The sequence below is a fragment of the Variovorax palleresanus genome (assembly GCF_051144945.1).
In the GTDB taxonomy this organism is placed as follows: Bacteria; Pseudomonadota; Gammaproteobacteria; order Burkholderiales; family Burkholderiaceae_C; genus Variovorax; species Variovorax paradoxus_S.
Genome location: NZ_JBJNVP010000002.1, coordinates 883,874 through 909,463, shown reverse-complemented (window position 1 = coordinate 909,463; position 25,590 = coordinate 883,874). Strand labels below are relative to the sequence as shown.

Sequence of the window (25,590 nt, the reverse complement as noted above, 5' to 3'; positions counted from 1 at the left end):
GGGCCTTTGCGGGGGCCGGCCCATCCGAGCGGATGTAGACGAAAAAATGCGCCGCGCGCGGGAGGCTCGGCGACCGCAGGGCGCTCAGGCGGCGGGTGCCAGCGGCATGCGCAGCGTCAGTTGCGTCTCGCCGGGCCGCGAATGCAGCTGAAGATCGGCCCCGAGGCGGCGGGCACGCGTGCGCAGACTGCGCAAGCCGGCGCCGGCCCCCTTGTCGACGCCATCCACCACGAAGCCGCGGCCGTCGTCGCGCACGCTGAGCTGCAGTTCGGCCCCGGCGCGCGTCACGGCCACGTCCACGCGGCGGCTTGCGCTGTGCTTGAGCACATTGGTCAGTGCCTCCTGCAGAAAGCGCAGCAGGTCGAGGCACTGCGAAGGCGGGAGTTCTAGCGTCTCGATGTTCGACACCTGCCACCGGCAGTCGATGCCGTTGGCGTCGAGCGACTGCGAGGTGCGGTGCCGCAGCGGCGCGAGCAGCTCGCCGAACGCCCGGGCGCCGTCGTGGCGGCCGGTGGCGTCGATGATCAGCCGCAGGTCGTCGCGCAGGCGCTTGAGCAGGGCCAGCAGTTCGGGCGCGGAGAGGTTCTCGGGCTTGCGTTCGAGCGTCGCGATGCTGCCGACCAGCATGCCGCCGAGTCCGTCGTGCAGGTCGCTTGCGAGGTTGACGCGCTCGCCGATGCGCGCATGCGCCAGCTCGAGCGCGTGCTGCTGCGCGAGCGTGGCGGCCAGCTCGGCCTTGGCGGCGTTCACTTCCTCGATCAACTCGGTGTTGAAGTTCTCGATGCGTTTCAGGCTCTGCACGAAGCGTGCGGCCTGGGTCAGCGCCATGCCGAGCAGCAGCAGGTACGACGAGATGGTCGTGTAGTAGACGTTGCTGTCGATCACCTGCGTGAACACCAGCAGATCGTGGGCACCTGCGACCGCGGACACCGCCATGAACGGCGCGAGCAAACGCATCGGACTGCCGGGATGGCGCCAGGCATGCACGATGGACGCGCTGTTGACGGCAATGGTGATGAGGCCGCCCACCAGGGTCCAGAAGGCGCGATGCATGGGAAGGCTCGGGCCGTTGGCCAGCCACAGGTCGAGCACGCCGGCCAGCGTGACCAGCAGTGCCGCCAGTTCCAGGCGCGGCATGCGGCGGTCGCAGAAGCGCAGTGCGAAGACGACATAGGAGGCGCTGAACAACAGCAGCAGCGAGGTGTTAAGCGCCTGCCAGCTGTGGTTGGAGGCAAAGGGCCAGGGGCTGGTTGCTATCTGGTTGTAGCCGAACAGCAGCCACAGCACGTCCATTACCGCGAACCAGCCGTAGGCGGTCTCGCGCCGGCGCATCAGCCACAGCGCGGCGAAGAGGGCCGAGACCGCGGCGCTCACCGCGAGGCCCAGCACCTGCAGGTCGCGGCGCACGATGTGCTCGTCGGTGAACGCGGCCTGCATCGTGGCCGGCGTGCCGAGGCTGACCGGGCCGAGGCCCGCCTGGTAGGCGGACAGGCCCGAGACGCGCACCAGCAGCGTGTTGCTGCCGCTTCGTAGCAGCGGCGGTGCCAGCAGCCAGTAGCGCGGCGTGTTCCAGGCGCGTGTGAGCGGCTCGACCAGGCTCTCGTCGCGCGAGATCGGCGTGCCGTTGAGAGACACCGCACCGGCCATGTTGAGGTAGTGCAGCAGCAGCCCAGCCTCCCGCACCTGTTCCGGCTGCTCCCAGGTCAGCCGGTACCAGACCACGCCGTCGAAGCCCGGCCAGCGTCCGGCCCAGCTGTCGGGCAGGGTAACGGGCGTCCAGCCGTCGGCCGGCGGGGCGGTGTCGTTCCAGCCCGGGCTGCGCACGGCTTCGACATGGAGTGGAGGGGCCGGCTGTTGCGCCCGCGCCATCGCCGGGACGGCGACAAGGAGGAGGAAGAGGAAAAGGAAGGCGCCAATCGACGCAGCAAGCCATGCCCGCGGGAGAGGTTCTCGGTGTGGCATTTACCAATTTTCGGGGATGGCCCCGTCGAGCCCGGAAAGACACACTTTGCCACGTTTGTTTTATTTGCTTTCGAAAAAGAGGAAGTCCATGCCAGTCCAGATCGGCACCAGTGGCACCCGTCAAGGGTTGCGCAAACTTCGGCATCTGCCTGCGATTGCGTTGCTGGTCGCGGGAAGCGCCTACGCGGCAGGATTTGCCGGTGGCACGGCGGGCAATGTCGGCCCTGCAACCAACAACGGGACGGCAGGCGCCGGAGGCGCTGCGGCCGTCGTCTCGGGAAACGGGGCCACGGCGGTCGGTGCCGGTGGTGATGGCGGCATCGGAACCGCGGGTGGCGTCGGCGGCGTGGGCGGGGCGGGAGCCAGCGCAACCGCAAGCGGCGCAACCGCCGTCGGGGGCGGCGGCGCTGGCGCACTGGGCGAAGCGGGGGGAACGGGCGGCGCAGGGGGACGTGGCGCCCAGGCCTCGGCGGGCGGCGCGATCGCGCTCGGCGCGGGAGGCGTGGGCACCGACGGTTGTTGCGGCAGTACCGGCCAGACGGGCGGCAGCGGCGCTCAGGCTTCGGGCAATGCGGCGATCGCCATCGGAAGCGCCTCCGGCACCAGCCAGGGCGCCGTGGCATCCGGCAACGGCAGCACCGCGATCGGCGGCGCCAGCGGCGGTGCTTCGGGTGCGGCCGCACTGGCCACGGGCAGCGTGGCGATCGGGTCCGGCAGCCAGGTCGCGAGCGGTGCGAACGGCAGCGTGGCCATCGGCGCGAACTCCGTCGCCACGGCGGCCAACACGGTGTCTTTCGGAACCGCGGGCCAGACGCGCGGCCTGGTCAACGTCAGCGCGGGGTCGGTAACCTCCACGAGCACCGACGCCGTCAACGGCAGCCAGCTGTACACCGTGCAGCAGACCGCCAGCACCGCGGCATCCACCGCCTCCGCGGCACAAACCGCCGCCTCTGCTGCACAAACCACTGCCAACGCAGCCGTGGGTGCCGCGGGCGCGGCACAGACAACCGCCAACTCCGCACTCGGCTTGGCGCAGAACTCGGCGCAGTACGGCGCAGGCGGCACTTCGCTGCAACTCAATGCCAACGGCGGCGCCGGCACCACCATCAGCAACGTCGGCGCGGGTCAGGTTACGACGGATGCCGCCAATGTCGGTCAGGTGCAGCAGGCCCAGCAGACCGCCATCACCACGGCCAACAACTTCACCGTTCAGCAGGTCACCGCATTGCAGGCCTTGATGAACCAGGCATTGGCCAGCGGTGTATGCGCGGTGGGCGCGGGCGGCGCCGTGGCCTGCGGGCCCGGGGCCAGCTCCAGCGGCGCCGGCAGCACGTCGATGGGCACCAACGCGAAGGCCAATGGCGAGAACACCGTCGCCATCGGGAATGGCGCGCAGGCCAACCATGCGGGCTCGGTCGCCATCGGCGCCGGCGCCAAGGCGCTGGCCGATCCCACCACCGCCGTGGGCAACAACGCGGTGGCCACCGGCAACAACGCCGTGGCGCTGGGGGCCAACACACTGGCTTCGGGCAGCAATGCGGTCGCGCTGGGGCAGGGCTCGGTGGCCGATCGCGACAACACCGTCTCGGTAGGCAACGCGGCCACCGGCCAGTTGCGCGGCATTGCGAATGTCGCCCCCGGTCTGCTGGGCACCGATGCCGTCAACGTCAACCAGTTGCAGCAGGCGGTGAGCAACGCAACCAACCAGGCGAACGCCTTTGCAGCGCAGGGCGTTGCGGCGGCGCTGGCCATGCCGTCGATGCCGACACTGCCGGTGGGCAGGAAATGGATGGGTGCCGCCGTGGGCAACTACGCCGGCGCGTCGGCGATCGGCTTCGCTTTCGGCTACCAGGTCAGCGACAACCTGAACCTGGGCCTGGGTGTCTCCACCGCAACCAGCAGCGGCAGCAGCAACCGCATTGCCGCCCGCGTGCAGGCGGGCTATGCATGGTGAGGCGCGGCAGAGAAGGAGGCCGGCGCGATCAGTGCAGCAAGCCGTGCCTTCGGGCCTGGTAGACGGCCTCGGTGCGCGAGGTGACGGCCAGCTTGCGGTAGATGTTCTTGGTGTGGCATTCCACCGTCAGCCTGGAGATCGACAGCGATTCGGCCATGTCGCGATTGCTCAGCCCCTGCGCCACCAGTTCGAGGATCTTGCGCTCTCGCGGGGTCAGCGCCACCGGGAGCGGGGCCGGCGCATCGGCCGCCACCACGGCGGGTAGCGGCGGCTGCTGCGCTGCAAGCCAGCCGAGGATATGGCGCGCAATGGCCGGATCGATGGGCGCGCCCCCTTGCTCGGTGCTGCGCAGCGCAATGCTCAGTTCGAGGTCGTCGCGCTCCTTCAGCAGGTAGCCGATGGCGCCGGCACGCAGCGCCGCGAAGATGATTTCCTCGGTCCGCCAGGCCGAGATCACCACCGCCGGCACCTTGGGATGCGTCGCCTGCATCCAGCCGATCAGTTCGACCCCGCTGCCGTCCGGCAGGCCGATGTCGACCAGGGCGATGCCGAAGCTCCGGGCCTCGAGCATGTTCTTGGCCGTGGCAATGCTGTCGGCCCATGCGATCTGCGGCTCGTCGCAGCCGAGCATCGACAGCACGCGGCCCAGGCGCTCGCGCATCGCCGGGTCGTCTTCGACGACCAGCGAGGGGCTCAAGGAAACGGCTTCAACGACTTCCGGTTGGGACATGGACATGTGCTCGGAGCATTCTGATCGGTGGCAAGGCCGGTAGGTCGTTTTTACTGATTTTCGGGGATTGTTCCAGGGTGGGTCAGTCCAGCGTCACGCCGCCGCTCATGTTGACCACCGTGCCGGTCATCGCGCCGGCGTGCTCCGAAGCCAGGAACACCGCGGTGCCCGCCATCTGGTCCAGAGACGGCAGCCGCTTCACCAGCAGACCGGCCGGCTTGGCCGCGAGCATCTGCTCGACCGTCATGCCCATGCTTTCGGCCACTGGGCGGAAGACCTCGCGGCTGTGCGAGCCCGCAGCGGCGGCCTCGGGAATGGCGTGCGATCGGATGCACACGCTGCGGATGTTGAAGGCCGCCAGCTCGCCTGCCATGTGGCGCGTGAGGGCCTCGACGCCCGCGCAGGCCACGGCGTGGCCCAGATAGCCCGGCCCGGGCAGGCGCGAGGCCGGCGTGGACACCGAGATGATCACGCCGCCGCCTTGCTGCGCCATGTGCGGGGCCACGGCCTTCGCGGTGAGGAAATTGCTGCGCGTGTAGGCCTGGACCGGGAGGAAGTAGTCCGCCAGCGAGAGTTCCGCCAGCGGCCGGCCCTGAACATGCATCACGCCGACGGCGTTGAACGCGATGTCGATGCCACCGGCCCGTTCGGCCACCTCGCTGGCGTGGCGCAGCATGGCCGCCTCGTCGAGCGCATCGACGACAGCCACTTCGGCACTGCCGCCCATGGCCACGATGTCCTCGGCCACGGCATCGAGCCTGGCGCGCGTGCGGCCCGCGAGGAAGACCTTTGCACCTGCGCCGGCAAAGGCCCGGGCCACCGCGCCGCCGATGGCGCCGCCACCGCCATGAACGACGGCGCACTTGTCCTGCAACGAATTCGACGACATGAACTTCTCCTTGGTGGTCGCCAGCGGAATGCGGGCGTTCGAACCAAGGACGACGGTGCCGGCGCCACCCGACAATGGCGACAGATTTTTTTCGATCAGACCTGCGGGATGCGCGCCGCAATCACGCCCGGGTCGTACCAGGTGACCGGCCGAATCTCGAACACGCCGGTTTCGAAGTCCAGCCGGCGCGCGGCATCGCGGGCCTGCTCGAGGGTGTCGCAGTCGACGATGTAGATGCCCATCAGCTGTTCCTTGGTCTCGGCAAAGGGGCCGTCGGTGACGAGCGGATGGGCGGTGGCGGCGCGGCGCACCGTGGTGGCGGTGTCGGGCATCAGCCGCAGCACCGTGCCGAGCCGGCCCTTGGCCTGCAGCTCGTCCCGCAGGTCGGTGTGCCGTTCGAGCATTTCGTCTTCGACTTCCGGCGCCCACGCGGCAACAGCGGACTCCGAACCGTAGATGAGGATGGAATAGAGCATCGGTCTTCCTTCTGGGGGCTTGGAGGGTCAGGCCGCAGGGTTGGTGCGGCCGCGCGGTGGGCGAATGTCTTCCAGCCGGTCGAGCATGAGGCGGATGTGCGCGGCTTCGGCGGCGGTGCGGGCGAGGGCGATGGCCTTGGCGAACGCGACACGCGCTTCTTCGATGCGGCCGAGCTGCATCAGCAGCCCGCCCTTCAGGCCGTGGAAATGGAAGTAGGCGGCCAGAGGCTGCGCCAACGGCCCGATCATTGCAAGCGCTGCCTCGGGCCCGCGCAGCTTGGCGATGGCCACCGCGCGGTTGAGCGTGACCACGGGCGAGGGCTGCAGCACTTCGAGCGCGGTATAGATCCGGTCGATTTCGGCCCAGTCGGTGTCCGCCGCGCTGGCTGCCTGGGCGTGCGTTGCCGCGATGGCCGCCTGCAGCTGGTAGGGTCCGGGCTGCCCGCGGCGCAGGGCCGCCTCGACGAGCGCCAGGCCTTCGTCGATGAGCGCCCGGTTCCAGAGGCTGCGGTCCTGGTCTTCGAGCAGGACGACCATGCCTTGGGAATCGAGCCGGGCCTCCGCCCGGGCATGCTGCAGCAGGAGCAGTGCGGCCAGGCCCATGAGCTCGGGCTCGTCCGGGAACAGATCCAGCAGCAGCCGTGCCAGCCGGATCGCCTCGTCGCACAGCGTGGTGCGCACGTGCTCGGCGCCGCCGCTTGCGGAATAGCCTTCGTTGAACAGCAGGTAGACCGTGGTGCACACGGCCGCCAGCCGCTCGCCGCGCTCCCGTGCACCGGGCGCATCGAAGGGGATGCCAGCCGAGGCGACGCGCTTCTTGGCGCGCGTGATGCGCTGCTCCATGGCGCTTTCGCCCACCAGAAAGGCACGCGCAATTTCCTGTACCGAGAGGCCCGACACGACGCGCAGCGCCAGGGCGATCTGCTGCGTCAGCGGCAGATCCGGGTGGCAGCAGACGAACAGCAACCGCAGCACGTCGTCGCGGTAGTGCGCGTGGTCCAGCGCTTCGACGAGCCGGGCTTCGGCATCGTCCGGATCGGAAATCGAAGCCTCGCCTTCGGGCAATGCGTCATGCCGCTGGCGGCGCCGCACCTCGTCGAGCGCGGCATTGCGCCCCACGAAGATCAGCCAGGCCAGCGGGTCGCGCGGTGGCCCGTTGCCGGGCCAGTGCTGCAGGGCGCGCAGGCTGGCTTCCTGGTACGCCTCCTCGGCCAGGTCGAGTTCGCGAAAGTAGCGCAGCAGCGCCGCCACCGCGCGCGGCCGCGAAGCGGTCAGCGTGGTGGCGATCCAGGCCGTGTCGGTCATGCGCATGGGCTTCATCGTTCCTGTCACCCCAAGGACGAACGAGTATGCGTCGAGCCGACAGCCGCCGTGAAAAAAATCCGCCTCGTGCGGAGACGCGGCACCTGTTGGCCGAGCCGTTGCCGATCAGCCCAGCAGGTTGCGCAGCGACGCCTCGATGGCCGCGGCGGTGGCCAGCGGCTTTTCCATGGGAAACAGGTGGCTGCCGTCGAGCATGGCAATGCGTCCCTTGGTGACCTGCTGGGTCATCTTCATGCCCACCTGCTTCATCTCGGCCGACTGGCGCCCACCGATGAAAGCCACCTTGCACTTGAGCGGATTGCGGCGCAGCAGGGCGCTCAGGTTGTGGGGCAGGGTGTTGTAGATCGCGGTTTCCACGTTGCGATCGAAGCTCAGCTCGCGGGTGTCTTCGCTGTCGAAGGTGCCGTGGTCGATGTAGTCGTGCAGCACCTGCTCGTCCCACTTGGCAAAGGCCTTCTTGCGGCGAAAGTGCTCGAACACTTCCTCGCGGTGCGCCCAGCGGTTCTTGCGCCGGCGGCTGATGGCGCCGGGCGACACGGTCTTCATCAGCGGGGTGCGCTTGACCAGGCTCAGCGTGTTCGCGCGCCAGCCACCGAGAACGGGGGAGTCGAGCAGCACCACGCCGCAGGTGAGCGCCGGATGCATGGCCGCGCACATCAGGCTCAGGAACCCGCCGAGCGAATGGCCGACCAGGAACACCGGCCCGCCCGCGCGGTCGGCATGCTGCTGCGCGAAGTCGGCCAGCTGCTGGACCAGGTGCGGCCAGTTGTCGGTGACGGGGTACTTCGGGTCGTGCCCGAACTTCTCGATGGCATCGACCTCGAAGCCGCGGTTGCGCAGGCTGTCGAGAACGACGCGGTAAGTGCTCGCAGGGAAACTGTTGCCGTGCGAAAAAACGACCGGAGGCACGGGATTCAGATCAGCTTTTCGTCGGGCGTGGAGATTTTCCGCAGCGGGCTGTGGCGGGTTGCCGGCATCTTCAGCGGATGTTCGGTGGCGGCGTCGTCCCACACCGGGTCTTCGATGCTGTCGAACACCTCGCGCAGCTTCTGGCCCCAGCTGTTGTGCATCATGCGGTAGTAGGGGTTGTCGGCGTCGATGCAGATCACGCGATCGGTCTCGAGCTTGTTGGCCTCGTACACCACCAGATCGAGCGGCAGGCCGACCGAAAGGTTCGACTTCATGGTCGAGTCCATCGACACCAGCGCGCACTTGGCGGCTTCGTCGAGCGGGGTTTCGGGCGTGAGCACGCGGTCGAGCACGGGCTTGCCGTATTTCGATTCGCCGACCTGGAAGTAGGGCGTCTCGGTGGTGGCTTCGATGAAGTTGCCGGCCGCGTAGACCAGGAACAGGCGCATGCCTTCGCCCTTGACCTGCCCGCCGAAGATGAACGAAACGTTGAAATCGAGCCCCGCATGCTTGAGCGCCTCGGCGTCGCGGTCGTACACGTGGCGCACGGCCGAGCCGAGCACGCGCGCGGCGTCGAACATGCTCGTGGCGTTCCAGATGGTGATGGGGGCGCCCTGGGTACCGTCTTCGCGGGTTTCGCGCAGTTCCTCGATCTGGAGGATTTCGCGCACCGACTGCGAGATGCTCAGGTTGCCCGCCGACAGCAGCACCATGACGCGGTCGCCCGGCTGCTCGTACACGATCATCTTGCGGAAGGTGCTGATGTGGTCCACGCCCGCGTTGGTACGCGAGTCGGAGAGAAACACCAGGCCGGCGTTGAGTTTGATGCCTACGCAGTAAGTCATGAGTTCGTCTCGCATGAATCAGGCCCGGTCAGCCGGCGGCACTGTGTTCACGCGTGTTCAGTTTTTGGAGGGCATAGAGCGCGTCGAGGGCTTCGCGCGGGCTCATCGTGTCGGGGTCGAGCGCAGCCAGCGCGGATTCTACGGCGCTGGCCATGGGAGCTTCAGCCGCGGGCGGCGGTGCGAACAGGTCGACCTGGGCACGGGTTTGCGCATGCTGCGACTCGAGTGCCTCCAGCGCCTGCCGCGCATGGTTGACCACCGCGGCGGGCATGCCGGCAAGCCGCGCCACCTGGATGCCGTAGCTCTTGCTGGCCGGGCCGGGCTGCATTTCGTGCAGAAACACGATGTCGCGGCCCGCTTCGGTGGCGCTCACGTGCATGTTCACCGCAGAGTGGTGCGTGGCCGGAAACTCGGTCAGCTCGAAGTAGTGGGTGGCAAAGAGCGTGAAGGCCTTGCTGCGGTCGTGCAGCTGGGCCGCGATGCCGGCGGCCAGCGCCAGCCCGTCGAAGGTGCTGGTGCCGCGGCCGATTTCGTCCATCAGCACCAGCGACTGGGCGGTGGCGCTGTGCAAAATTTGCGCGGCCTCGGTCATCTCGAGCATGAAGGTCGACTGCGCGTTGGCAAGGTCGTCTGCCGCGCCAATGCGCGTGTGGATCGCGTCGATCGGCCCGAGCCGGCAGGCCGCGGCCGGCACGTGCGAGCCGATGGAAGCCAAGAGCACGATGATCGCCACCTGCCGCATGTAGGTCGACTTACCGCCCATGTTGGGGCCGGTGATGATCTGCATGCGCTGCTGCGGCCCCAGCTGCGTGTCGTTGGCGATGAAGCCGCCCGACGATTTTTCGGCCAGGCGGGCTTCCACCACAGGATGCCGGCCCTGCTGGATCTCGATGCACGGGTGTGACACGAAGCTCGGTGCGCGCCAGTGCAGCGTGTGCGAGCGCTCGGCCAGCGCGCACAGCGTGTCGAGCGTGGCAATGGCACCGGCCAGTTGCGTGAGCGCCGGCACCGAGGGCTGCAGCGCATCGAGGAGCTGTTCGTAGAGCCATTTCTCGCGCGCCAGGGCGCGGTCTTGCGCGCTCAGCGCCTTGTCTTCGAAAGTCTTGAGCTCGGGCGTGATGAAGCGCTCGGCGTTCTTCAGTGTCTGGCGGCGGCGGTAGTTGTCGGGCACCTTCGAGAGCGCGCTTTGCGTCACCTCGATGTAGAAGCCATGCACGCGGTTGAACTGCACCCGCAGGTTGCTGATGCCGGTGCGCTCGCGTTCGCTGATTTCGAGCTTCAGCAGAAAGTCGTCGCAGTTCTCGCTGATGGCGCGCAGCTCGTCGAGCTCGGCGTCATGGCCGGTGGCGATCACCCCGCCATCGCGCACCAGCGCCGACGGATCGGGCTTGATGGCGCTCACCAGCAGGTCGGCGCAGCCCGGCGGCGGCGCCAGCCGTTCGGCAATCCGGTCGAGCAGCGCGGCCGATGCGGGAAGGAGCGGCGCCAGCTGCTCGGCCTTGGCGAGCGCCAGGCGCAGCGCCAGCAGCTCGCGCGGGCGCACCTGCCTGAGCGCGATGCGCGCCGCGATGCGCTCCACGTCGCTCGTGTTCTTGAGCTGCTCGCGCAGCGAGCGCCAGGGCGCGGCCGTGCCGCCCAGCACCGTGGACTGCAGCGCGCCGATGGCTTCGAGCCGGGCCTGCGCCTCGCCGCGGTCGCGCCGGGGCGACAGCAGCCAGCGCTTCAGGAGGCGGCTGCCCATGCCGGTCATGCAGGTGTCGAGCAGTGAGAACATCGTGGGCGAGTCTTCGCCGCGCAGCGTCTGCACCAGTTCCAGGTTGCGCCGCGTGGTCGGCGGCAGCTCGATCAGGTCGCCGTCGCGCTCCACCGAAAGGCGCTGCACGTGCGAGAGGGCGCGGCCCTGCGTGTGCTCGGCGTAGCCCAGCAGCGCGGCGGCCGCGGCATGCGCGTTGGAAAGCGATTCGGCGTTCCAGGCGGCCAGGCTGTTGCTGCCCATCTGCTCGCTGAGCTTGCGTTCGCCCAGACCCCCGTCGAACTGCCAGGCCGGGCGGATCGAGAGCGTGAAAGGCGTGGCCGCGCGCGCGGCCTTCAGGCGCTGCTCGAAGGCCGGCGTGACCTCTGCGCTGTAGAGCAGCTCGCTCGGCGCGATGCGCGCGATCCAGGCTTCGAGCGCGTCGGCCGGGCATTCGGCCAGCCGCAGCTCGGCTCCTGTGACGCTGAGCCAGGCCAGCCCGCAGAAATTGCGCGTGCCCGCATGCACCGCGAGCAGCAGCGATTCGCTCTTGTCGTTGAGCAGTTCCGAGTCGGTCAGCGTGCCGGGCGTGACCACCCGCACCACCTTGCGCTCGACCGGCCCCTTGCTGGCGCCGACCTCGCCCACCTGCTCGCAGATGGCGACCGATTCGCCGAGCTTGATGAGCCGTGCAAGGTAGGTGTCGACCGCATGAAAGGGCACGCCGCACATCACCACCGGCTGGCCGGCCGACTGGCCGCGCTGGGTGAGCGTGATGTCGAGCAGGCGCGCGGCCTTTTCGGCGTCGGCCCAGAACAGCTCGTAGAAGTCGCCCATCCGGTAGAACAGCAGGGTGTCCGGATGGTTTGCCTTGAGGCCCAGATATTGCGACATCATGGGCGTATGCCCGGAGAAGTCGCTGGTCGAGGGGGAGGGTTGCGCAGTCGTCGTTTTCACTCGGACGATTATCGGGGACGCCGGACGGCTCGGCCGACGGTCAACCTGGCCGGCTTGCCGATGCGAATCAGCGTGCACCCCGCCGTTCTAAAATCTGCCGGCGCGAACCCCCGCGTGAAGAACAAGGCGCCCATGGTCCACCCGGATGAATTCAAAGGCGGCCCTGACGCAGACGCACTGCCCGACACCGCCACCTTGCCCGCAGAGCTTGCCGCGCTGTACCTTTGCATGTCGCCGGCCCAGCTCGCCGACCTGCGCAAGTCGAGACGGCCCGATGGGCGAGCAGGCAATGGCCCGCCCGTCATCAAGCCGGTGGAAAGCGCCGCAAAGGGACCGAAAGACCCGGTGCTCTACGAACTGGGCACCTTGCGCGACTTTGCGAAGTCGGACACCGCCCCAACGGCCTTCGACACCGCGTTGAACTCCGGCATGCTGGGCTGGGTGTCCGCCAAGCTGCCCTTCTTTGCCGAGCTCGAACCTCGTGTCAAACGCGGCCGGCGCGTGCTCGTCGGCGGCGCCTGGGACCGGGCGGACCCCCTGCGCGAGAAACGCTTCGTGGAGCTGGCGAAGGGCCGCATCCGCTTCACGTCACTGACATGCGCCGAAGCCGCCGCGAGCCTGTGGGCCGACGTTGCAAGCCACTCGGCGTTCGCCGAAAAAGGGCTTGCCCTGCTCAGGAGCGAGACAGAGGCTATCGAGGCCTCGCTGGCAGCCACCGCCCTCCTGGCCGCGGCTTCGAATCCGGATGCGGTGAAGACCTGACCCCATATCCAGCCTGACCATGGACGAGTACCGATGCTGATCAACTGCGTTGCCTATGAAAACGGCGCCAAGCTCGCCGATATTCCAGTCGAGGACATCAGCGAATACATCATCCGGCCCGGCTGCTTCGTCTGGGTGGCGCTGAGCGACGCCACGCCGCAAGAGCTGGCCCAGATGCAGGAGGAGTTCAACCTGCATCCGCTGGCGGTGGAAGACGCCCACCACGGCCACCAGCGGCCCAAGGTGGAGGAATATGGCAACTCCCTCTTCGTGGTGATGCACCTGGTCGAGCCCTCGCCGGAGGGCGAACATTGCGTGAACGTGGGGGAGGTCGACGTGTTCGTGGGCAAGAACTACGTGCTCTCGGTGCGCAACCGCAGCAAGCAGGGCTTTCTGGGTGTGCGCGAGCGCTGCGAGCGCGAGCCCGAGTTGCTGCGCAACGGTGCGGGCTTTGTGCTCTATGCGCTGATGGACGCGGTGGTCGACCGCTACTTTCCGGTCATCGACGCGCTCGAGGTGGAGCTGGAGGCCATCGAGCAGCAGATCTTCACGCAAGGCGGCGCGGCGCGCGACAAGATCAAGCAGCTGTACGACCTGAAGCGGCGCAGTCTGATTCTCAAGCGCGCAGTGGCGCCGCTGGCGGAGGCGGCCGGCAAGTTGCACGGCGGGCGGGTGCCGCAGATCTGCGTCACATCGCAAGAATATTTTCGCGACGTGGCCGACCACCTGGGGCGCATCAACGGCTCCATCGACGCCATGCGCGACACCATCGGCACCGCCATTTCGGTGAACCTTTCGATGGTCACCATCGAGGAGAGCGAAGTGACCAAGCGGCTTGCCGCGTGGGCCAGCATCTTTGCGGTGTGCACCGCATTCGCGGGTATCTGGGGCATGAACTTCGAGCACATGCCCGAGCTGAAATTGCGCTATGGGTATGCGGCGGCGCTGACGCTGATGATCGGCACCTGCAGCTACCTCTATTACCGATTCAGGCGAGCCGGCTGGCTCTGAGTTTTATGTCTTTCTCCCTCCCCTTCCGGGGGAGGGTGGGGGTGGGGGCAGGCGGCGCATCAAGAGCCAGCGGCCTTTTCATAGGCCGCGTGCCCCCATCCCAACCTTCCCCCGGAGGGGGAAGGAGCAACGCGGGTCACTCGTCGTGCGTGTCGTGCGTCGCTACCGCGCCGCGCCGCCAGTAGCCCGAGGCGCGAATCCACTTCGGGTTGGCTCCGCGTTCGCCCACCAGGTGCGCGCGCAATGCCTTCGCAATCGCCGATTCGCACCCTACCCACGCATGAAAGTCGCCGGCCGGCAGCTTCATCGCCTCCAGCGCGTCGAGCAGCACGGGGCTCAGGCCCGGCTCGGCACCGCGGCGGTGTACCCACTGCAGCGTGAGTTCGGCTTGCGTCTCGAACGGAATCTGGTCGGCTTCGCTGTCGACCTCCGCCAGCACCACCACCCGCGCGCCGGCCGGCAGCTCGGCCAGGCGCCGGGCGATGGCGGGCAGGGCGGTGTCGTCGCCGATCAGCAGATGCCAGTCGAACTCGGTCGGCACGATGAACGAGCCGCGCGGGCCGCCGACGCCCAGAATGTCGCCGGGCTTGGCCTGCTCAGCCCATTGCGTGGCGGGGCCGGCCTCGTGCAGCGCGAAGTCGATTTCGAGCGTGTTGGCCTTGGCGTCGTACCGGCGCGGCGTGTAGTCGCGCATGGTCGGGCGGCCGCTCGCGGGCCACACCGGGCCGTCTGGGCCGACAGTCGGAAGCGTGAGCTGGCCTGTTGAGGCGTCGGGGAAAAAGACCTTCGAGTGATCGTCGAAGCCCAGGCTGGTGAAGCCCGCGAGATCGTCGCCCGTCAGCGTGATGCGGATCAGATGCGGCGTCACGCGCTGCACCGTCTTTACCGTGAGTTGGCGAAAGCGAAGCTCGTGGCGCACGCGGCGCGGGGTGCGGTCGGGCGCGCCGACAGGGGAGGTTGTGGTGGTGAAGTCAGTCATTCAAGAAAATTCTTTCTAGATGCGTTCCAGTTGCTGGGCGGCGCTGTCGAGCACCGCGGCGAAATCGTGGGCTTGTTGTTCGGTGAGGGGCTTGCCCGAGAGGCGCATGCGCATCGCGAGCTTCAGGTTCTCGATGGCGCGCGTGACCTGCGGCGGGCGCCCGCCGCGTGGGCCGGCGCCGTCGACGCCGCCGTTCATGCGGGCCATCATCGCGTCGGCCGTGTCGCGGTTGGCGGCCAGAAACTCCTGGCCGCTGGCGGTGATGCTGTAGCGCTTGCGCCCGCCGGTGTCGGCCGTTTCCACGCTGAGGTAGCCCATTTCTTCAAGCAGCGTGAGCGTGGGGTAGACCACGCCGGGGCTCGGCGCGTAGCTCCCGCCCAGGCGGTCTTCGATGGCCTTGATGAGTTCGTAGCCGTGCGCCGGCTTCTCGGCGATGAGCTGCAGCAGCACGAAGCGCAGGCCGCCATGGCCGAAGACCCGCCCGCCGCCGCGTCCGCCGCGGCCTCCTCCGTGCATGCGCTCTTCGCCGCCGCCGTGGCGGGGGCCGCAGCCGCCGGAGAGGCCGTCTTCGTGTTCGCCGCGGGGGGCGTGGCAGTGGTGATGGTGGTGGTGGCCGAAGTGGAAATGTCTCATGGCGGGCATCCTTTCCGAGGTGTGTCTAGATTATTTTAGATATATCTAAAATAAAGTCAAACCGATACCCATCGGAAGCCCGCACTCGCAGCAACAAGGGCGCAAAGACGCGAACTGTTCAAGTCCGAACGAGTGATCTGTGTATGCCCTCACTCTCGGCGTCACAATTCGCGTGACGCTCTCGCACCATTTGTATATATTGCGACAAAACAATACAAAATGCTGCGTTCTCTCCGTGCTGCATTGCAGCACCCAGAGCCAACCGGTCCGTGCCAACGACAGGATCAAATCCAATGTCATTGTCCGTCTGGGTCAGGATTCGCTTGCCGCTGGTGATCTTCGTGGCCGGCGCGGCGCTGTCGATCGCCCTCGGCGTCTCGGCCCGGCAGGAGATCGTGCGCAGCGCCCAAGCGCGCTTCGACGCAGCCGCCTTCGACCTGGCGCGCAAGGTCGAAGCCCGCTTCGACGACTACATTGCCGTCCTGATCGGCCTGCGTGCGCGATTCAACACCTCCGAGACCGTCACGCGAAGCGACTTCACGGACTACGTCGCGGGGCTGAACCTGGCGACCGCCTACCCTGGGTTCCAGGCCGTCAACTATGCGCCCCGCATCTTGGCCGACGACAAGCAGGCCTTCGAGCAACAGGTGCGCGGTGATGCCAGCCTCGACACCGGCATTGCCTCCAGCTTTGCCATCAAGCCGCCCGGCAAGCGGGACACGTACTACCCACTGATCTACATCGAACCGCGGGCCGGAAACGAGAGGCTGCTCGGCAATGACCTGGGCGCGATGCCCGACAGGGGAGACGCGCTCGAGCAGGGGCGCGACACCGGCGGGCTCGTCATGTCCGGCCGCAAGGTCCGCATCGCGGGCCGCGAGTCCGACATCGGATTGGCAATGCGGCTGCCGGTCTATCGCCCAAGACAATCGCTCGATACTCTCGAGCAGCGGCGCAGTGCCTATATCGGTTCGGTTGGCGCGGGCTTCAGCGTCGCGGGAATGTTGAGCGACGTGGTGGGTGCCAGCGCCGCCAGGACGTTCCGCTTGCGGTTGATCGATGCCGGTCGAGGCCAGGGGGCGATCGGGACACGCGTCGAGACCCGGTTTGTAGCGACCACTTCGTTCGGCGAGCGGCAATTGATGTTCGACAGCGCAGCCTCGGCCAAGCCTATTGCCGAACCGGCGCGCAGCCTGGAGCGCATGCTCGGCTTCGAGTTGGGCGGTCACTCCTGGCTCGTGGAAGTCGGTCAAGACGAAAACCAGGTCTTCGGCCCGCTCGACAAGGCCATTCCGTGGTTCATTGTCTTCGGCGGGCTGGCCACCAGCATGCTGCTTGCCGGCATCGTTTTTTCGTTGACCACCTCACGCAGCCGAGCCCAGGTTCTGGCCAACAAGATGACCGTTCATCTGCGCACCAGCGAGCGGCAGTTGGAAGAGGCCCAGCACCTGGCAAGCCTGGGCAGCTGGATCCTCGATCCCCAAACCGGAGCCCTGCAATGCTCCGATGAAGCTCGGCGCATCCTGGGCTTTGAACCCGGCCCTTCGCAGCCGGACCTGCCCACGCTGCTCTCGCGGGTTCCAACCTCAGAACGCGCTGCGGTCGAAGAGCAGATCGCACTGGCCTCGCAGTCCATGGAGCGCAGCGAATTCGAGCACCGCCTGTGCCTGCCCGATGGCACCGAACGCTGGCTCCATGTCATCGCGCAGTCGGCCGAAGAAGGCGGAAAGACGATGGTGCGCGGCACCGTGCGCGACGCCACGCGGCTGCGCAAGGACGCATTGCGCCAGGAGCTCGAGTACAAGATCGCCCGGCTGCTTGCCGGCGATGGCGGGGCCGAGACGGTGATCACGCAAGCGCTGGAAGCCGTATGCACCGACCTGCGCTGGGACTGCGGCGCAGTGTGGGGCGTTGGCGATGACGGCGTGGTTCGCTGCGCCGCCACCTGGCATGCCGAAGACATCTCCCCGGCCGTGCGGCAATTCGTCAGCGACAGCCGCTCGTTCGAATACCGGCCCGACGAAGGCTCGCTGGGCCGCGCCTGGGGAGCCGGCGGCATCGTGCAGATCGACACCCTGGCGGCTCCGGGCCACTTTGCGCGCGATGTGCTGGCCAGCCGGGCCGGGCTGACTGTCGGCGTCATCGTGCCGATGATCATTACCGGTTCGACCACCGCGCTGGAGTTCTTTGGCTCCAATCCCTACGCTGTCGACGCCGAGACGCTGGAGTCGCTGCGCGTGATTGCCTTGCAGATCGCCCAGTACAAGCAACGCAAGCTGGCGGAGAGAAGTCTTCGTTTCATGGCGAGCCATGACGAACTGACCGGGTTGTTCAACCGCGCCGCGCTGCAACACGAGCTTGCTCGCGCCATCAAGCGCAGCAACCGCCACCAGAAGCAGTTTGCGGTGATATTTGTCGACCTGGATCGCTTCAAGCACATCAACGACACGCTGGGCCACGGCGTGGGCGACGAGATGATCAAGATCTGCGGCGAGCGCCTCACGGGGCTGCTGCGCGAGGCCGATGTCGTGGCGCGTTTCGGCGGCGACGAGTTCGTGCTGCTCCTGGAGAACCTCTCCAGTGCGAACGAGGCCGCGATGCTCGCCGAAAAAGTGCTGGCCTGTTGCGCCGAGCCTTTCGTCATCACGGGGCGCGAGCTGCACGTTACCGCCAGCGTTGGCGTGAGCGTCTACCCCGACAACGGCGGCGACGCCGAAGCGCTCTTGAAGAACGCCGACACCGCGATGTACCGGGCCAAGGAAAGAGGCCGCAACACCTACCGGTTCTACGCGGCCAAGATGAATGCGCAGAGCACCGAACAGCTGATGCTGGAAAGCGCGCTGCGCCATGCCCTGGAACGCGGCGAGCTGGAAATGCACTACCAGCCGAAGATGAACCTGCAGACCCAGCGCATCGTCGGCGTCGAGGCGCTGATGCGCTGGCACCATCCGGTCCTGGGCATGATTCCGCCGGTCAAGTTCATTCCGATTGCCGAAGAGATCGGCTTGATCGTGCCTTTGGGCAAGTGGGCGCTGGAGAGGGCCTGCGCCGATTCGCGGTCGTGGCAGAAAGACGGTTTGCCCGAGGTGTTGATGAGCGTCAATCTGTCGCCGCGCCAATTCGAAAGCCGCACGCTCATCGCCGACATACAGTCCGTGCTGGAAGCCTCGGGCCTGGAGCCGTCGCTGCTGGAACTGGAAATTACCGAAGGCGCGGTGATGGCAAACCCCGAGCGTGCGGCGAAGTTGCTGCGGATGATTCGAGACATGGGCGTCGGCCTTGCCATCGACGATTTTGGAACCGGTTATTCCTCGCTCTCTTACCTGAAGCACTTTCCGCTGTCGACGGTCAAGATCGACCGCTCCTTCATCAACGACCTTTCGCAAGACGCCGACGCGCGAGCGCTCATCGACGGCATCATCACGCTGGCCCATGGGTTGCGGATGAAGGTGGTGGCCGAGGGCATCGAGACCACGGCCCAGCTCGACTATCTGCGCAGCCGCGGATGCGACGAGGCCCAAGGATATTGGCTCTGCAAGCCCGTGTCTGCCGACGACACACGCAATTTCATGGCGCGTCATCTGCGCACCCAGTTTGCTTCATCGGTGGTGGTCTGACCCGACGGCCAAACCTCGAAGCAATCGTCACCGGGCACGTTCGCTCGGACCTTCCGGCAACTTCACAGGAGCATTCATGATTCATTCCCCCCAATGCAAGACACTGGCGCAAACGATCGCTGCAATCGAGGGGCTCGACCTCACGCCGATCAAGTTCAAGGCCTGCCGCAAAGAAGACGGCTACGGCTGGTCTGCCGGCTACGCGGACCAGATGGAGGTGGCCTACAAGCGCTACCTGATCCTGCACGCCAAGCACCCCGACCTGACGCTCGCTCCCGAGCAGGACGTCGACCGCTTCTGGCACATGCACATCCTCGACACGAGAAAGTACGCCGCTGATTGCGAAACCACTTTCGGCTATTTTCTGCACCACTTTCCGTACCTTGGCCTGCGTGGCGAGGACGACGCCAAGGCCCTGCAAGATGCCTTCCTGGAGATGCAGCGCTTGACCGCCGAAGAATTCGGCGAGCCGACGCCCGCGGCCCGACACGAGCCGCGCAAGGATGGGGCCGCATGGTGCTCGCTGGAGGCGGGCAAGCCCACAGCCGCGTGGTGCTCGGTGGAGGCAGGCAAACCTTCGGCAGCGTGGTGTTCGCTCGAAGCGGACAAACCTTCAGCGGCATGGTGCTCGCTGGAGGCAGGCAAACCTTCAGCGGCATGGTGCTCGCTCGAAGCGGGCAAACCTTCGGCCGCATGGTGTTCGCTGGAGGCAGGCAAACCTTCGGCCGCATGGTGCTCACTCGAAGCAGGCAAACCGTCAGCCGCATGGTGTTCGCTGGAGGCGGGTGCTGCGGCAGGGCCCTCGGTGAAGGCCGGCGCGTCTGGGCTGGAAGCTTCGCGCGCAGGTTCCAGCTTGGCGTGAACGGATGAAGCTTGGCGGAGGAGGGGCGAGCGAGGCCGTTGGTTGGTACGCCTCGTCCCCCCGCACCGAGAACGATGGACATGTGACTACCCTTGCCGCGACTGTTTGCGCCATACCGCTTTCGTCGGATGCGCTTTTGCATCAGGCACTGCTAAAAAGCACGGGATTCGTCAAACGAGGGGCGGGGCATGGCACATCGATTCGTCAACTTGCGCGCGGACGGAAGTCCGATCCATCTCTTCGATGACAAGAAGAAAAAATTTCGCGAGGTGATCTGGGGCGACTACCTCAAGGTCAAGAAAGATCTCGGCGACGGATGGCTCGAGATCGACTGGGCCGCCCGCTCGCCCACCAAGCGGCGCACGCTCTACATCCGCAAGGAAGACACGGTCGCCCGCCGGCCGCTTGAAATCATCTTTGTCGACGTAGGGCAGGGCGATGGCGCCGTGCTGATCTCGCCCGAGACCGACGACGAAGAGCGTATCGTGGTCATCGACGCCGGCGAGGGCGGCAACATGCGCGCCTTTCTCGCCGGAAGGTTCCAGACCTATCGCGGCTTCAACTTTGCGGCCGCCGTCATGACGCATCCGGACAGCGATCACTACCTCGGCTTCAAGGACGTCTTTGCCGACCCCGGCATCGGCTTTGGCGCGGTCTATCACAACGGGCTGGTCGAGCGGCCCGTTGCAGGAACCTGGGAGAAGCTGGGCGGCAAGCCCGTGAAGGAAGACGGCGCCTCCATTGCCTACATAGGCGACCTGGCCACCGACTACGCAACCGTCAAGACGATCTTCGAGAACTCCGGCACCAGCCATCTCTTTCCACAAGTCATGAAAGCCGCACTCGACAACCCGAAGATCCAGGACATCCGCATGCTCTCGGCACAGCACGCGACGATCGAAGACGGCGCCGCCTGGATGCCCGACTTCGCCCCGTCGGACGACCGCGGCTACACGATGCGGGTGCTGGCCCCAGTCGTCGAAGAAGGCCCCGATGGCACCCCGGCGTTGCGGCAGCTGGGCTCCTACAGCGAAACCAAGAACGGGCATTCCGTCATCCTGCGGCTCCAGTATGGAAAGTTCAGCGTGCTGTTCGGCGGCGACCTGAACGAGGGCGCCGAAAAATTTCTGCTGCAGCACTACACCGGCGCGAGCAAGTTTCCGAAGACCGGCACCCCGGCCTACGACGACATGGTGACCAAGGCGCGCGACACCTTCAGGTCAGACGTCATGAAGTCGTGCCACCACGGCTCCGAGAAAGTCACCGATGCGTTTCTGGATGCCGTCAACCCGGCCGCCTTCATCATCTCGTCGGGAGACGAAGAGGGCCACATCCACCCGAGGCCCGACCTGCTGGGCCGCCTGGGACGCTTTGGCCGTGGCGGCGCACCGGTGATTCTTTCAACGGAGCTCCAGCGCTCCTCGCGGGCAATGGAAGACAAGAACGCGGTCGACAAGCTGCTGGCCGCCATCGACAAGCTGGCCGCGGGCACGCTCTCGCCCGACAAGGTCGCTCAGCTCAAGGCCGACGTGAAAGAGCTCGCGCGCAGCAATGTCGAGGTGTACGGCGCGATCTATCTGAAGACGGATGGGGAAAGGTTGATCACGGCGTTTCGCATCGAGGCGAAGTCGGAGACTGAGAAGTGGTTTTATTTTCGGTATCGGTTTGAGGGGGATGTGCTTGTTCGGGAGGACTGAAGCGTTGCACTTAGGGGCAGTGTCGTTAACGCAGGTCCCTGGCCCTTCGAATCGGCGCCACCCGCGCGTCGGCTGCGCGCGCCCTCAACTGGCCGCGTCTGCCGTCGACTTCCACCAGCTGAATTGCGCAATGCATTCATGGTGCTTAAGTCGAGGCGACGACTTCGAGGTTCCACTAGGCAGCGGTTGCTGCCAGTCGTCGTCTTGTCGTGACAGCCCAACAGCAGTCATCCGTGCATCGAGGCACTCACCGGTCCGACGGCCGATTTTTGGGAAAAGAAAAAGCTAACGGTGAAGGCTTGGGCCAAGGACCCAGGAGAACCATATCGCATTGCCATCTGTAGACCCTTACAGATGATGAAATGTGCTTCAGCGCGAGAGATTGAAGGATGGAAGTGGGCATGGCTTTTTCAGAGACGACATGCCATATTGCTCCCAAAATTTATCCGCTAAAGGGCAGCACGCTGCTTTGTGCCCGAAGCTCTCGATCTTGGCGACGCAGGGTTCGCCGCCGGCATCCAGAGCACAAGTCCCCCATAATCGGCCATCAGAGCGGCAGAGCGTCCCGGAAGCGCACGAGACCGCGCCAAGTAAAGCGTAGGGAGAGCTATGGCATTGCTGGTCGACAAGCGTGTTCCAGGTGAGCCTGGAGTTCACGCATTGCTTATCGGGGTGGGGCGGTACCCGCACTTGCAACCAGGTCACGAACTCGGGGAGTTCGCCCCAGACGCTGGACTGAAGGAGCTCACATCGCCGTTGCACTCGGTCGAGGCGTTTGCGGACTGGATTGAAGCGGATTTGCGTGTAAGTGGCGCACCACTGCGTTCCCTACGTCTACTTGCATCGTCTCCGGACAAGCAAACGCCCTGGCTGAACAGCGAGCCGACTTTCGACAACATCCAGAAGTACATCAGAGCTTGGTTCAAGGACGTCAATTCGCACGAAGAGAACTTAGCTCTGTTTTACTTCTGCGGGCATGGCCTGCGCGTAGGCGATGTGCACGCCCTTCTAGCGCAAGACTTTGGTTCGAACAGTGACGTGCCGTTCGACCATGCCTTCGAGCCCGAGCGCTTTGCTGGCGCGATGGTCAAAGCCAAGGCCAGACGGCAGATCTATTTGATTGATGCTTGCAGTACCCGCGTCCCACTGCCGGAGGACTACGAGAAGGTGCAACCTCGCTCCGTCATCACTCCAGCGACAAACAATAACCTTGGCATCGTGAGGCCCGTCTACGTTCGGGCCAGCGAGTTTGGCACCAAGGCTTACGGCGTTGTCAATGCGCCGTCACTCTTCATGACCGCATTCTTGGAAGCCATGAAGGGCGCAGCTGCAGCGAAGCAAGGGGCGACCCAATGGGTTGTGAAGACGGACCGGCTAAAAACTGCGCTCGACTGGCTCATCCAGCGACGTCCCGACGGCCAAGGGCAGGAAGTCATGTATGGCGCCGGTTTTTCGTCTGCCGTGGACTTCCATGAGTTGCCCGGTGCGCCGCTCGTGCCTGTGAAGGTGTTGTGTCAACCGGAGGACTTCGAAGCGTTTTCCTGTTTGCACGTCGACCAGACTGAACATTTTGGCGCAGGCCAATCGCCTTGGAATGTGGACCTGATACGGGGACCTCACGATTTTGAGGCGATCGAGTCGGTCTCCGGCGCGCCAACGGTGCATGGCCAGGCGCTGGCAGAACATGTTTCTCCACCCTACGAGACGGTGTTTATATCTTGTGGAGACAAGCCATGAGCACCACCGTAGACGTCGATTTCAGCCGAGTTCTTCCTCTCAACGCAGCGCGCCCGCGCGTGGCCGTGGCGGATATCGTCGAGTTGAGCGATGGGGGAGCCGAAGAGCGGCAGGTCAAGACAGGTATCGCAGTCAACCTCAGGCGAGGGCCGGTCAAGGAGAGGGTCCCGCCTGGTCAGTATCTCGTCCGCCTGCGCGTCCCTACCGGACAGGTGCTGCAAAAACGGGTGCGCGTCCGAGACGAGGGCCACGACACTGCGCTTGAATTCGTTCCCGAGAGGACGGCAGCCCGCGGCGTGGACAGCTATGAAGACGGGGGGGAGCGTCTCGTCGTTGAAGGCCAGTTAGGCGACAGGCTTCCCTCTTCGGGCGACCTGTCGTCGGGCTCTGCGGACAGGGAGCGCTGGACTGCCAGACTAATTGAGCCGGGTCTTGTGCCCGCGGCTTTGAACTACCTGCCAGGCTTGCCAGTCCGCGAGGTTGTGAACAAGCGCCAGGATTTCATGGGTGTCGCAAGGCTCAAGACACGGACTCGCAGCACCGCTTTCCAGCAGCAGGAGGACCTTTCGTCGTATTTGGTAGGGGACATTGATGCCGTCCAAGCTACTCGGCTGTATGGCAACCCAAAGGAGTTGCACGCGCACTGGAAGTATCCGTTGCGCAACCAGTCGATCATCGGGCGCGTCTCCGATGAAGGGAAAGGAGCTCGCTACTTCGCTTTGTCTTATCGCGCGACCGACGACTTCTATCCGCTTCAAGTGGCGTGCATGCCCGGCCGCTGGATGACTCAGGACGGAACGTTGGCCCCAGTGAGCGCCAGTTATCACGTCAGAGAGGTCGGTCAACGCAGGTACCGCGCTCTACGGCTTGAGGTCGACGACCCCGACTTTGGTGGGCTCATCGACTTCCTGCAACAGGGCGACCTGGCGGGCTCTGTGAGCGTCGTGAACCGATCGCTGGAGATTCTGTATGCGAAGTGGAGGAACCCGTATGCTGCCGCAGTCGCTGGCTATGTGCTCTTGAATGCGGGATTGCCACAGGGAGAGGGCTGGATGAACTGGCGACAGTGGGTGCTCAACCTTGCAAGCCGCTATACGGGCCTTCCCGATGGGGCCATTCTCTACTCCACCCTTTTGCTGCAGGGGCCGCCCCGTGTCAGCGAAGGGTTGCAGTTCATGGGTCCAGGCTACGAGCCTTTCCGCTCGTCGCTCGACGCGACCCTTGAGGCGGTCCGACGAGGGCCGCCACTGTTTCGCTACGGATTGAAGTTGTTGGCAACGAACCTCGAAATACTCACTGCGGAAGCCGAATCGGCACGGATCACCCGCATTCGGCGAGAGCTCCAGTCGGCGCAACGCTACGTCAGGGAGCTGTTGCTGCGCGTTGACCCTGACCAACCCTTCTGCGTATTCGATGTCGCACGATGATGCCGCCTTGCCGGGAAAGCATCGGCTCAACTTCCATGCGCTCGCCGCTCAACACGGTGACTGCATCGTTCTGAGCTACGGCGATGAAGGACACGACTATCGAATTGTTGTGGACGCAGGTGTTGAGGGAACAGCGGAGCGACTGAAAAAGGTCCTAAACGAGGATCCGAACGCCATCTGGGAGTTGCTGGTTGTCAGCCACATCGACGCCGACCACATCGGCGGAGTCCTCACCTTGCTGGCCGACAAGTCTGTTGCTGGTCGATTTCAAGACATTTGGTTCAACGGCAGACACCATCTTGATCCGCCCGGCACGGAGTCACTCGGTGTTGCTCAAGGGATCGAACTGCAAGAGGCGCTCTGTGCAGACGGCATCTCGTGGAACCGTGCTTTCGGCAAGAATGCGGTTTGCCTAGATGCTGACGTTCCAGTGAAGAAGACCTTAGATTCAGGAGCCAAGATTACCCTTCTATCCCCGACCCTCCCACGTTTGACGGCAGTCCGGCACCTTTGGGATAGGTACTTGCGAACCGTAGAGGAAGCCAAGAAGGAACAACCATCCAAGGCCGAGCCTGCGCCACCTGGGCTCGAGCGTATGGGTGGCGAAGCGATGAACATTTCGAACTTGGCGGCGACCAAGACCCAATTGGACGGGTCAGCAACAAATGCGAGCTCGATTGCATTCCTTTTCGAGTTTGGCGGGAAGCGTCTCCTGCTGGGCGCCGACGCCAATCCAAAGGACCTTGTTGCGGCGTCGCTGCACGTGGCGGAGGAGGTCCGTAAGGATCTTCACGTTTTTAAGCTGCCGCACCACGGCAGTGCCAAGAACGTGACTGAGTCCTTGCTAAGGGCCTACTCCGCATTGAACTATGTGGTTTCGACCAACGGCGATCATCACGGCCATCCGGATGACGTCGCAATCGCGCGCGTTGTTGAGAGCAGGCCGGACGCCCGGCTGCTTTTCAACTACGCCGGCAAAGCGTCCGGGCGATGGCAAGAGCAGGCGGCGCTGCCCGGCAAAAAGTTCACGGTTTTGGCGGGTGAGGGTGAAGAAGGAGTTCGTCTTCGGCTTCTGTAGCTTACGTAGG

At 65.6% G+C, this 25,590-nt stretch carries 19 protein-coding genes; 9 read left to right on the top strand and 10 right to left on the bottom strand.

The genetic code is table 11. The annotated features are described in order from the left end of the window. Positions 1-84 precede the first annotated feature (84 nt). Entirely contained in the window at positions 85-1,824 is a 1,740-nt protein-coding gene (locus tag ACJ7Z0_RS07955) for a sensor histidine kinase (RefSeq protein ID WP_434789400.1), read from the bottom strand. Between the two features lie 226 nt (positions 1,825-2,050). On the opposite strand from ACJ7Z0_RS07955, the gene ACJ7Z0_RS07950 reads away from it, so the two are divergent. After that, the gene (locus ACJ7Z0_RS07950) at positions 2,051-3,916 is read left to right on the top strand and encodes a YadA family autotransporter adhesin (protein ID WP_434789399.1); all 1,866 of its coding nucleotides are present in this window, start codon (positions 2,051-2,053) and stop codon (positions 3,914-3,916) included. A gap of 28 nt (positions 3,917-3,944) precedes the next feature. On the opposite strand, the gene ACJ7Z0_RS07945 is transcribed toward ACJ7Z0_RS07950, so the two are convergent. The 7 genes from ACJ7Z0_RS07945 to mutS all read right to left on the bottom strand — a co-directional run bounded on the left by ACJ7Z0_RS07945 (position 3,945) and on the right by mutS (position 11,717). Beyond that, positions 3,945-4,652, bottom strand: coding sequence for a response regulator (locus ACJ7Z0_RS07945; protein ID WP_434789398.1), 708 nt, complete (start codon positions 4,650-4,652; stop codon positions 3,945-3,947). 76 nt (positions 4,653-4,728) lie between these two features. Continuing rightward, positions 4,729-5,535, bottom strand: coding sequence for an SDR family NAD(P)-dependent oxidoreductase (locus ACJ7Z0_RS07940; RefSeq protein ID WP_434789397.1), 807 nt, complete (start codon positions 5,533-5,535; stop codon positions 4,729-4,731). 95 nt (positions 5,536-5,630) lie between these two features. Beyond that, positions 5,631-6,011 (bottom strand): YciI family protein, encoded by a 381-nt coding sequence (locus ACJ7Z0_RS07935; RefSeq protein ID WP_431129639.1) that lies wholly within the window; start codon positions 6,009-6,011, stop codon positions 5,631-5,633. A 27-nt stretch (positions 6,012-6,038) separates the two neighbouring features. After that, positions 6,039-7,316, bottom strand: a complete 1,278-nt coding sequence (locus ACJ7Z0_RS07930) for an RNA polymerase sigma factor (protein WP_434789396.1) — start codon at positions 7,314-7,316, stop codon at positions 6,039-6,041. A gap of 123 nt (positions 7,317-7,439) precedes the next feature. Beyond that, positions 7,440-8,243 (bottom strand): alpha/beta fold hydrolase, encoded by an 804-nt coding sequence (locus tag ACJ7Z0_RS07925; RefSeq protein WP_434789395.1) that lies wholly within the window; start codon positions 8,241-8,243, stop codon positions 7,440-7,442. A 5-nt stretch (positions 8,244-8,248) separates the two neighbouring features. Beyond that, on the bottom strand, positions 8,249-9,088 hold the full coding sequence (locus ACJ7Z0_RS07920; RefSeq protein WP_431129646.1) for a proteasome-type protease: 840 nt from the start codon (positions 9,086-9,088) through the stop codon (positions 8,249-8,251). Positions 9,089-9,116: 28 nt separating this feature from the next. Then, on the bottom strand, positions 9,117-11,717 hold the full coding sequence (gene mutS / locus ACJ7Z0_RS07915; RefSeq protein ID WP_434789394.1) for a DNA mismatch repair protein MutS: 2,601 nt from the start codon (positions 11,715-11,717) through the stop codon (positions 9,117-9,119). 6 nt (positions 11,718-11,723) lie between these two features. Here mutS and ACJ7Z0_RS07910 point away from each other — a divergent pair, with 6 nt between their 5' ends. Both ACJ7Z0_RS07910 and corA read left to right on the top strand, forming a co-directional pair. After that, positions 11,724-12,539 (top strand): hypothetical protein, encoded by an 816-nt coding sequence (locus ACJ7Z0_RS07910; protein WP_434789393.1) that lies wholly within the window; start codon positions 11,724-11,726, stop codon positions 12,537-12,539. A 33-nt stretch (positions 12,540-12,572) separates the two neighbouring features. Continuing rightward, positions 12,573-13,550, top strand: coding sequence for a magnesium/cobalt transporter CorA (gene corA / locus ACJ7Z0_RS07905; protein ID WP_434789392.1), 978 nt, complete (start codon positions 12,573-12,575; stop codon positions 13,548-13,550). Positions 13,551-13,686: 136 nt separating this feature from the next. Here corA and ACJ7Z0_RS07900 read toward each other — a convergent pair whose 3' ends face one another. Both ACJ7Z0_RS07900 and ACJ7Z0_RS07895 read right to left on the bottom strand, forming a co-directional pair. Further along, positions 13,687-14,529, bottom strand: coding sequence for a siderophore-interacting protein (locus tag ACJ7Z0_RS07900; protein ID WP_434789391.1), 843 nt, complete (start codon positions 14,527-14,529; stop codon positions 13,687-13,689). A gap of 15 nt (positions 14,530-14,544) precedes the next feature. Further along, on the bottom strand, positions 14,545-15,162 hold the full coding sequence (locus ACJ7Z0_RS07895) for a PadR family transcriptional regulator (protein ID WP_434789390.1): 618 nt from the start codon (positions 15,160-15,162) through the stop codon (positions 14,545-14,547). Positions 15,163-15,455: 293 nt separating this feature from the next. Here ACJ7Z0_RS07895 and ACJ7Z0_RS07890 point away from each other — a divergent pair, with 293 nt between their 5' ends. The 6 genes from ACJ7Z0_RS07890 (at position 15,456) to ACJ7Z0_RS07865 (ending at position 25,580) form a co-directional block, all read left to right on the top strand. Then, positions 15,456-18,779 (top strand): bifunctional diguanylate cyclase/phosphodiesterase, encoded by a 3,324-nt coding sequence (locus tag ACJ7Z0_RS07890; RefSeq protein WP_434789389.1) that lies wholly within the window; start codon positions 15,456-15,458, stop codon positions 18,777-18,779. A 76-nt stretch (positions 18,780-18,855) separates the two neighbouring features. Further along, on the top strand, positions 18,856-19,641 hold the full coding sequence (locus ACJ7Z0_RS07885) for a glycine-rich domain-containing protein (RefSeq protein ID WP_434789388.1): 786 nt from the start codon (positions 18,856-18,858) through the stop codon (positions 19,639-19,641). Positions 19,642-19,829: 188 nt separating this feature from the next. After that, on the top strand, positions 19,830-21,338 hold the full coding sequence (locus ACJ7Z0_RS07880; protein WP_434789387.1) for a ComEC/Rec2 family competence protein: 1,509 nt from the start codon (positions 19,830-19,832) through the stop codon (positions 21,336-21,338). A 609-nt stretch (positions 21,339-21,947) separates the two neighbouring features. Further along, positions 21,948-23,075: a caspase family protein gene (locus ACJ7Z0_RS07875; RefSeq protein ID WP_434789386.1), complete on the top strand. Its 1,128-nt coding sequence runs from the start codon at positions 21,948-21,950 to the stop codon at positions 23,073-23,075. Next, positions 23,072-24,502, top strand: a complete 1,431-nt coding sequence (locus ACJ7Z0_RS07870) for a hypothetical protein (protein WP_434789385.1) — start codon at positions 23,072-23,074, stop codon at positions 24,500-24,502. The genes ACJ7Z0_RS07875 and ACJ7Z0_RS07870 overlap by 4 nt, the downstream gene beginning before the upstream one ends. After that, the gene (locus tag ACJ7Z0_RS07865) at positions 24,459-25,580 is read left to right on the top strand and encodes an MBL fold metallo-hydrolase (RefSeq protein ID WP_434789384.1); all 1,122 of its coding nucleotides are present in this window, start codon (positions 24,459-24,461) and stop codon (positions 25,578-25,580) included. Before ACJ7Z0_RS07870 ends, ACJ7Z0_RS07865 begins: the two co-directional genes overlap by 44 nt. The last annotated feature ends 10 nt before the right edge of the window (positions 25,581-25,590 follow it).

Excerpts from the sequence above, each read along its gene's own strand:
- ACJ7Z0_RS07945 (WP_434789398.1), bottom strand. The coding sequence starts at position 4,652 with ATGTCCATGTCCCAACCGGAAGTCGTTGAAGCCGTTTCCTTGAGCCCC.
- ACJ7Z0_RS07895 (WP_434789390.1), bottom strand. The coding sequence starts at position 15,162 with ATGAGACATTTCCACTTCGGCCACCACCACCATCACCACTGCCACGCC.
- ACJ7Z0_RS07880 (WP_434789387.1), top strand. The coding sequence starts at position 19,830 with ATGGCACATCGATTCGTCAACTTGCGCGCGGACGGAAGTCCGATCCAT.
- ACJ7Z0_RS07870 (WP_434789385.1), top strand. The coding sequence starts at position 23,072 with ATGAGCACCACCGTAGACGTCGATTTCAGCCGAGTTCTTCCTCTCAAC.
- ACJ7Z0_RS07935 (WP_431129639.1), bottom strand. The coding sequence starts at position 6,011 with ATGCTCTATTCCATCCTCATCTACGGTTCGGAGTCCGCTGTTGCCGCG.
- mutS (WP_434789394.1), bottom strand. The coding sequence starts at position 11,717 with ATGATGTCGCAATATCTGGGCCTCAAGGCAAACCATCCGGACACCCTG.
- ACJ7Z0_RS07875 (WP_434789386.1), top strand. The coding sequence starts at position 21,948 with ATGGCATTGCTGGTCGACAAGCGTGTTCCAGGTGAGCCTGGAGTTCAC.
- ACJ7Z0_RS07920 (WP_431129646.1), bottom strand. The coding sequence starts at position 9,088 with ATGACTTACTGCGTAGGCATCAAACTCAACGCCGGCCTGGTGTTTCTC.
- ACJ7Z0_RS07890 (WP_434789389.1), top strand. The coding sequence starts at position 15,456 with ATGTCATTGTCCGTCTGGGTCAGGATTCGCTTGCCGCTGGTGATCTTC.
- ACJ7Z0_RS07910 (WP_434789393.1), top strand. The coding sequence starts at position 11,724 with ATGCCCGGAGAAGTCGCTGGTCGAGGGGGAGGGTTGCGCAGTCGTCGT.
- ACJ7Z0_RS07885 (WP_434789388.1), top strand. The coding sequence starts at position 18,856 with ATGATTCATTCCCCCCAATGCAAGACACTGGCGCAAACGATCGCTGCA.
- ACJ7Z0_RS07900 (WP_434789391.1), bottom strand. The coding sequence starts at position 14,529 with ATGACTGACTTCACCACCACAACCTCCCCTGTCGGCGCGCCCGACCGC.
- ACJ7Z0_RS07930 (WP_434789396.1), bottom strand. The coding sequence starts at position 7,316 with ATGACCGACACGGCCTGGATCGCCACCACGCTGACCGCTTCGCGGCCG.
- ACJ7Z0_RS07950 (WP_434789399.1), top strand. The coding sequence starts at position 2,051 with ATGCCAGTCCAGATCGGCACCAGTGGCACCCGTCAAGGGTTGCGCAAA.
- corA (WP_434789392.1), top strand. The coding sequence starts at position 12,573 with ATGCTGATCAACTGCGTTGCCTATGAAAACGGCGCCAAGCTCGCCGAT.
- ACJ7Z0_RS07940 (WP_434789397.1), bottom strand. The coding sequence starts at position 5,535 with ATGTCGTCGAATTCGTTGCAGGACAAGTGCGCCGTCGTTCATGGCGGT.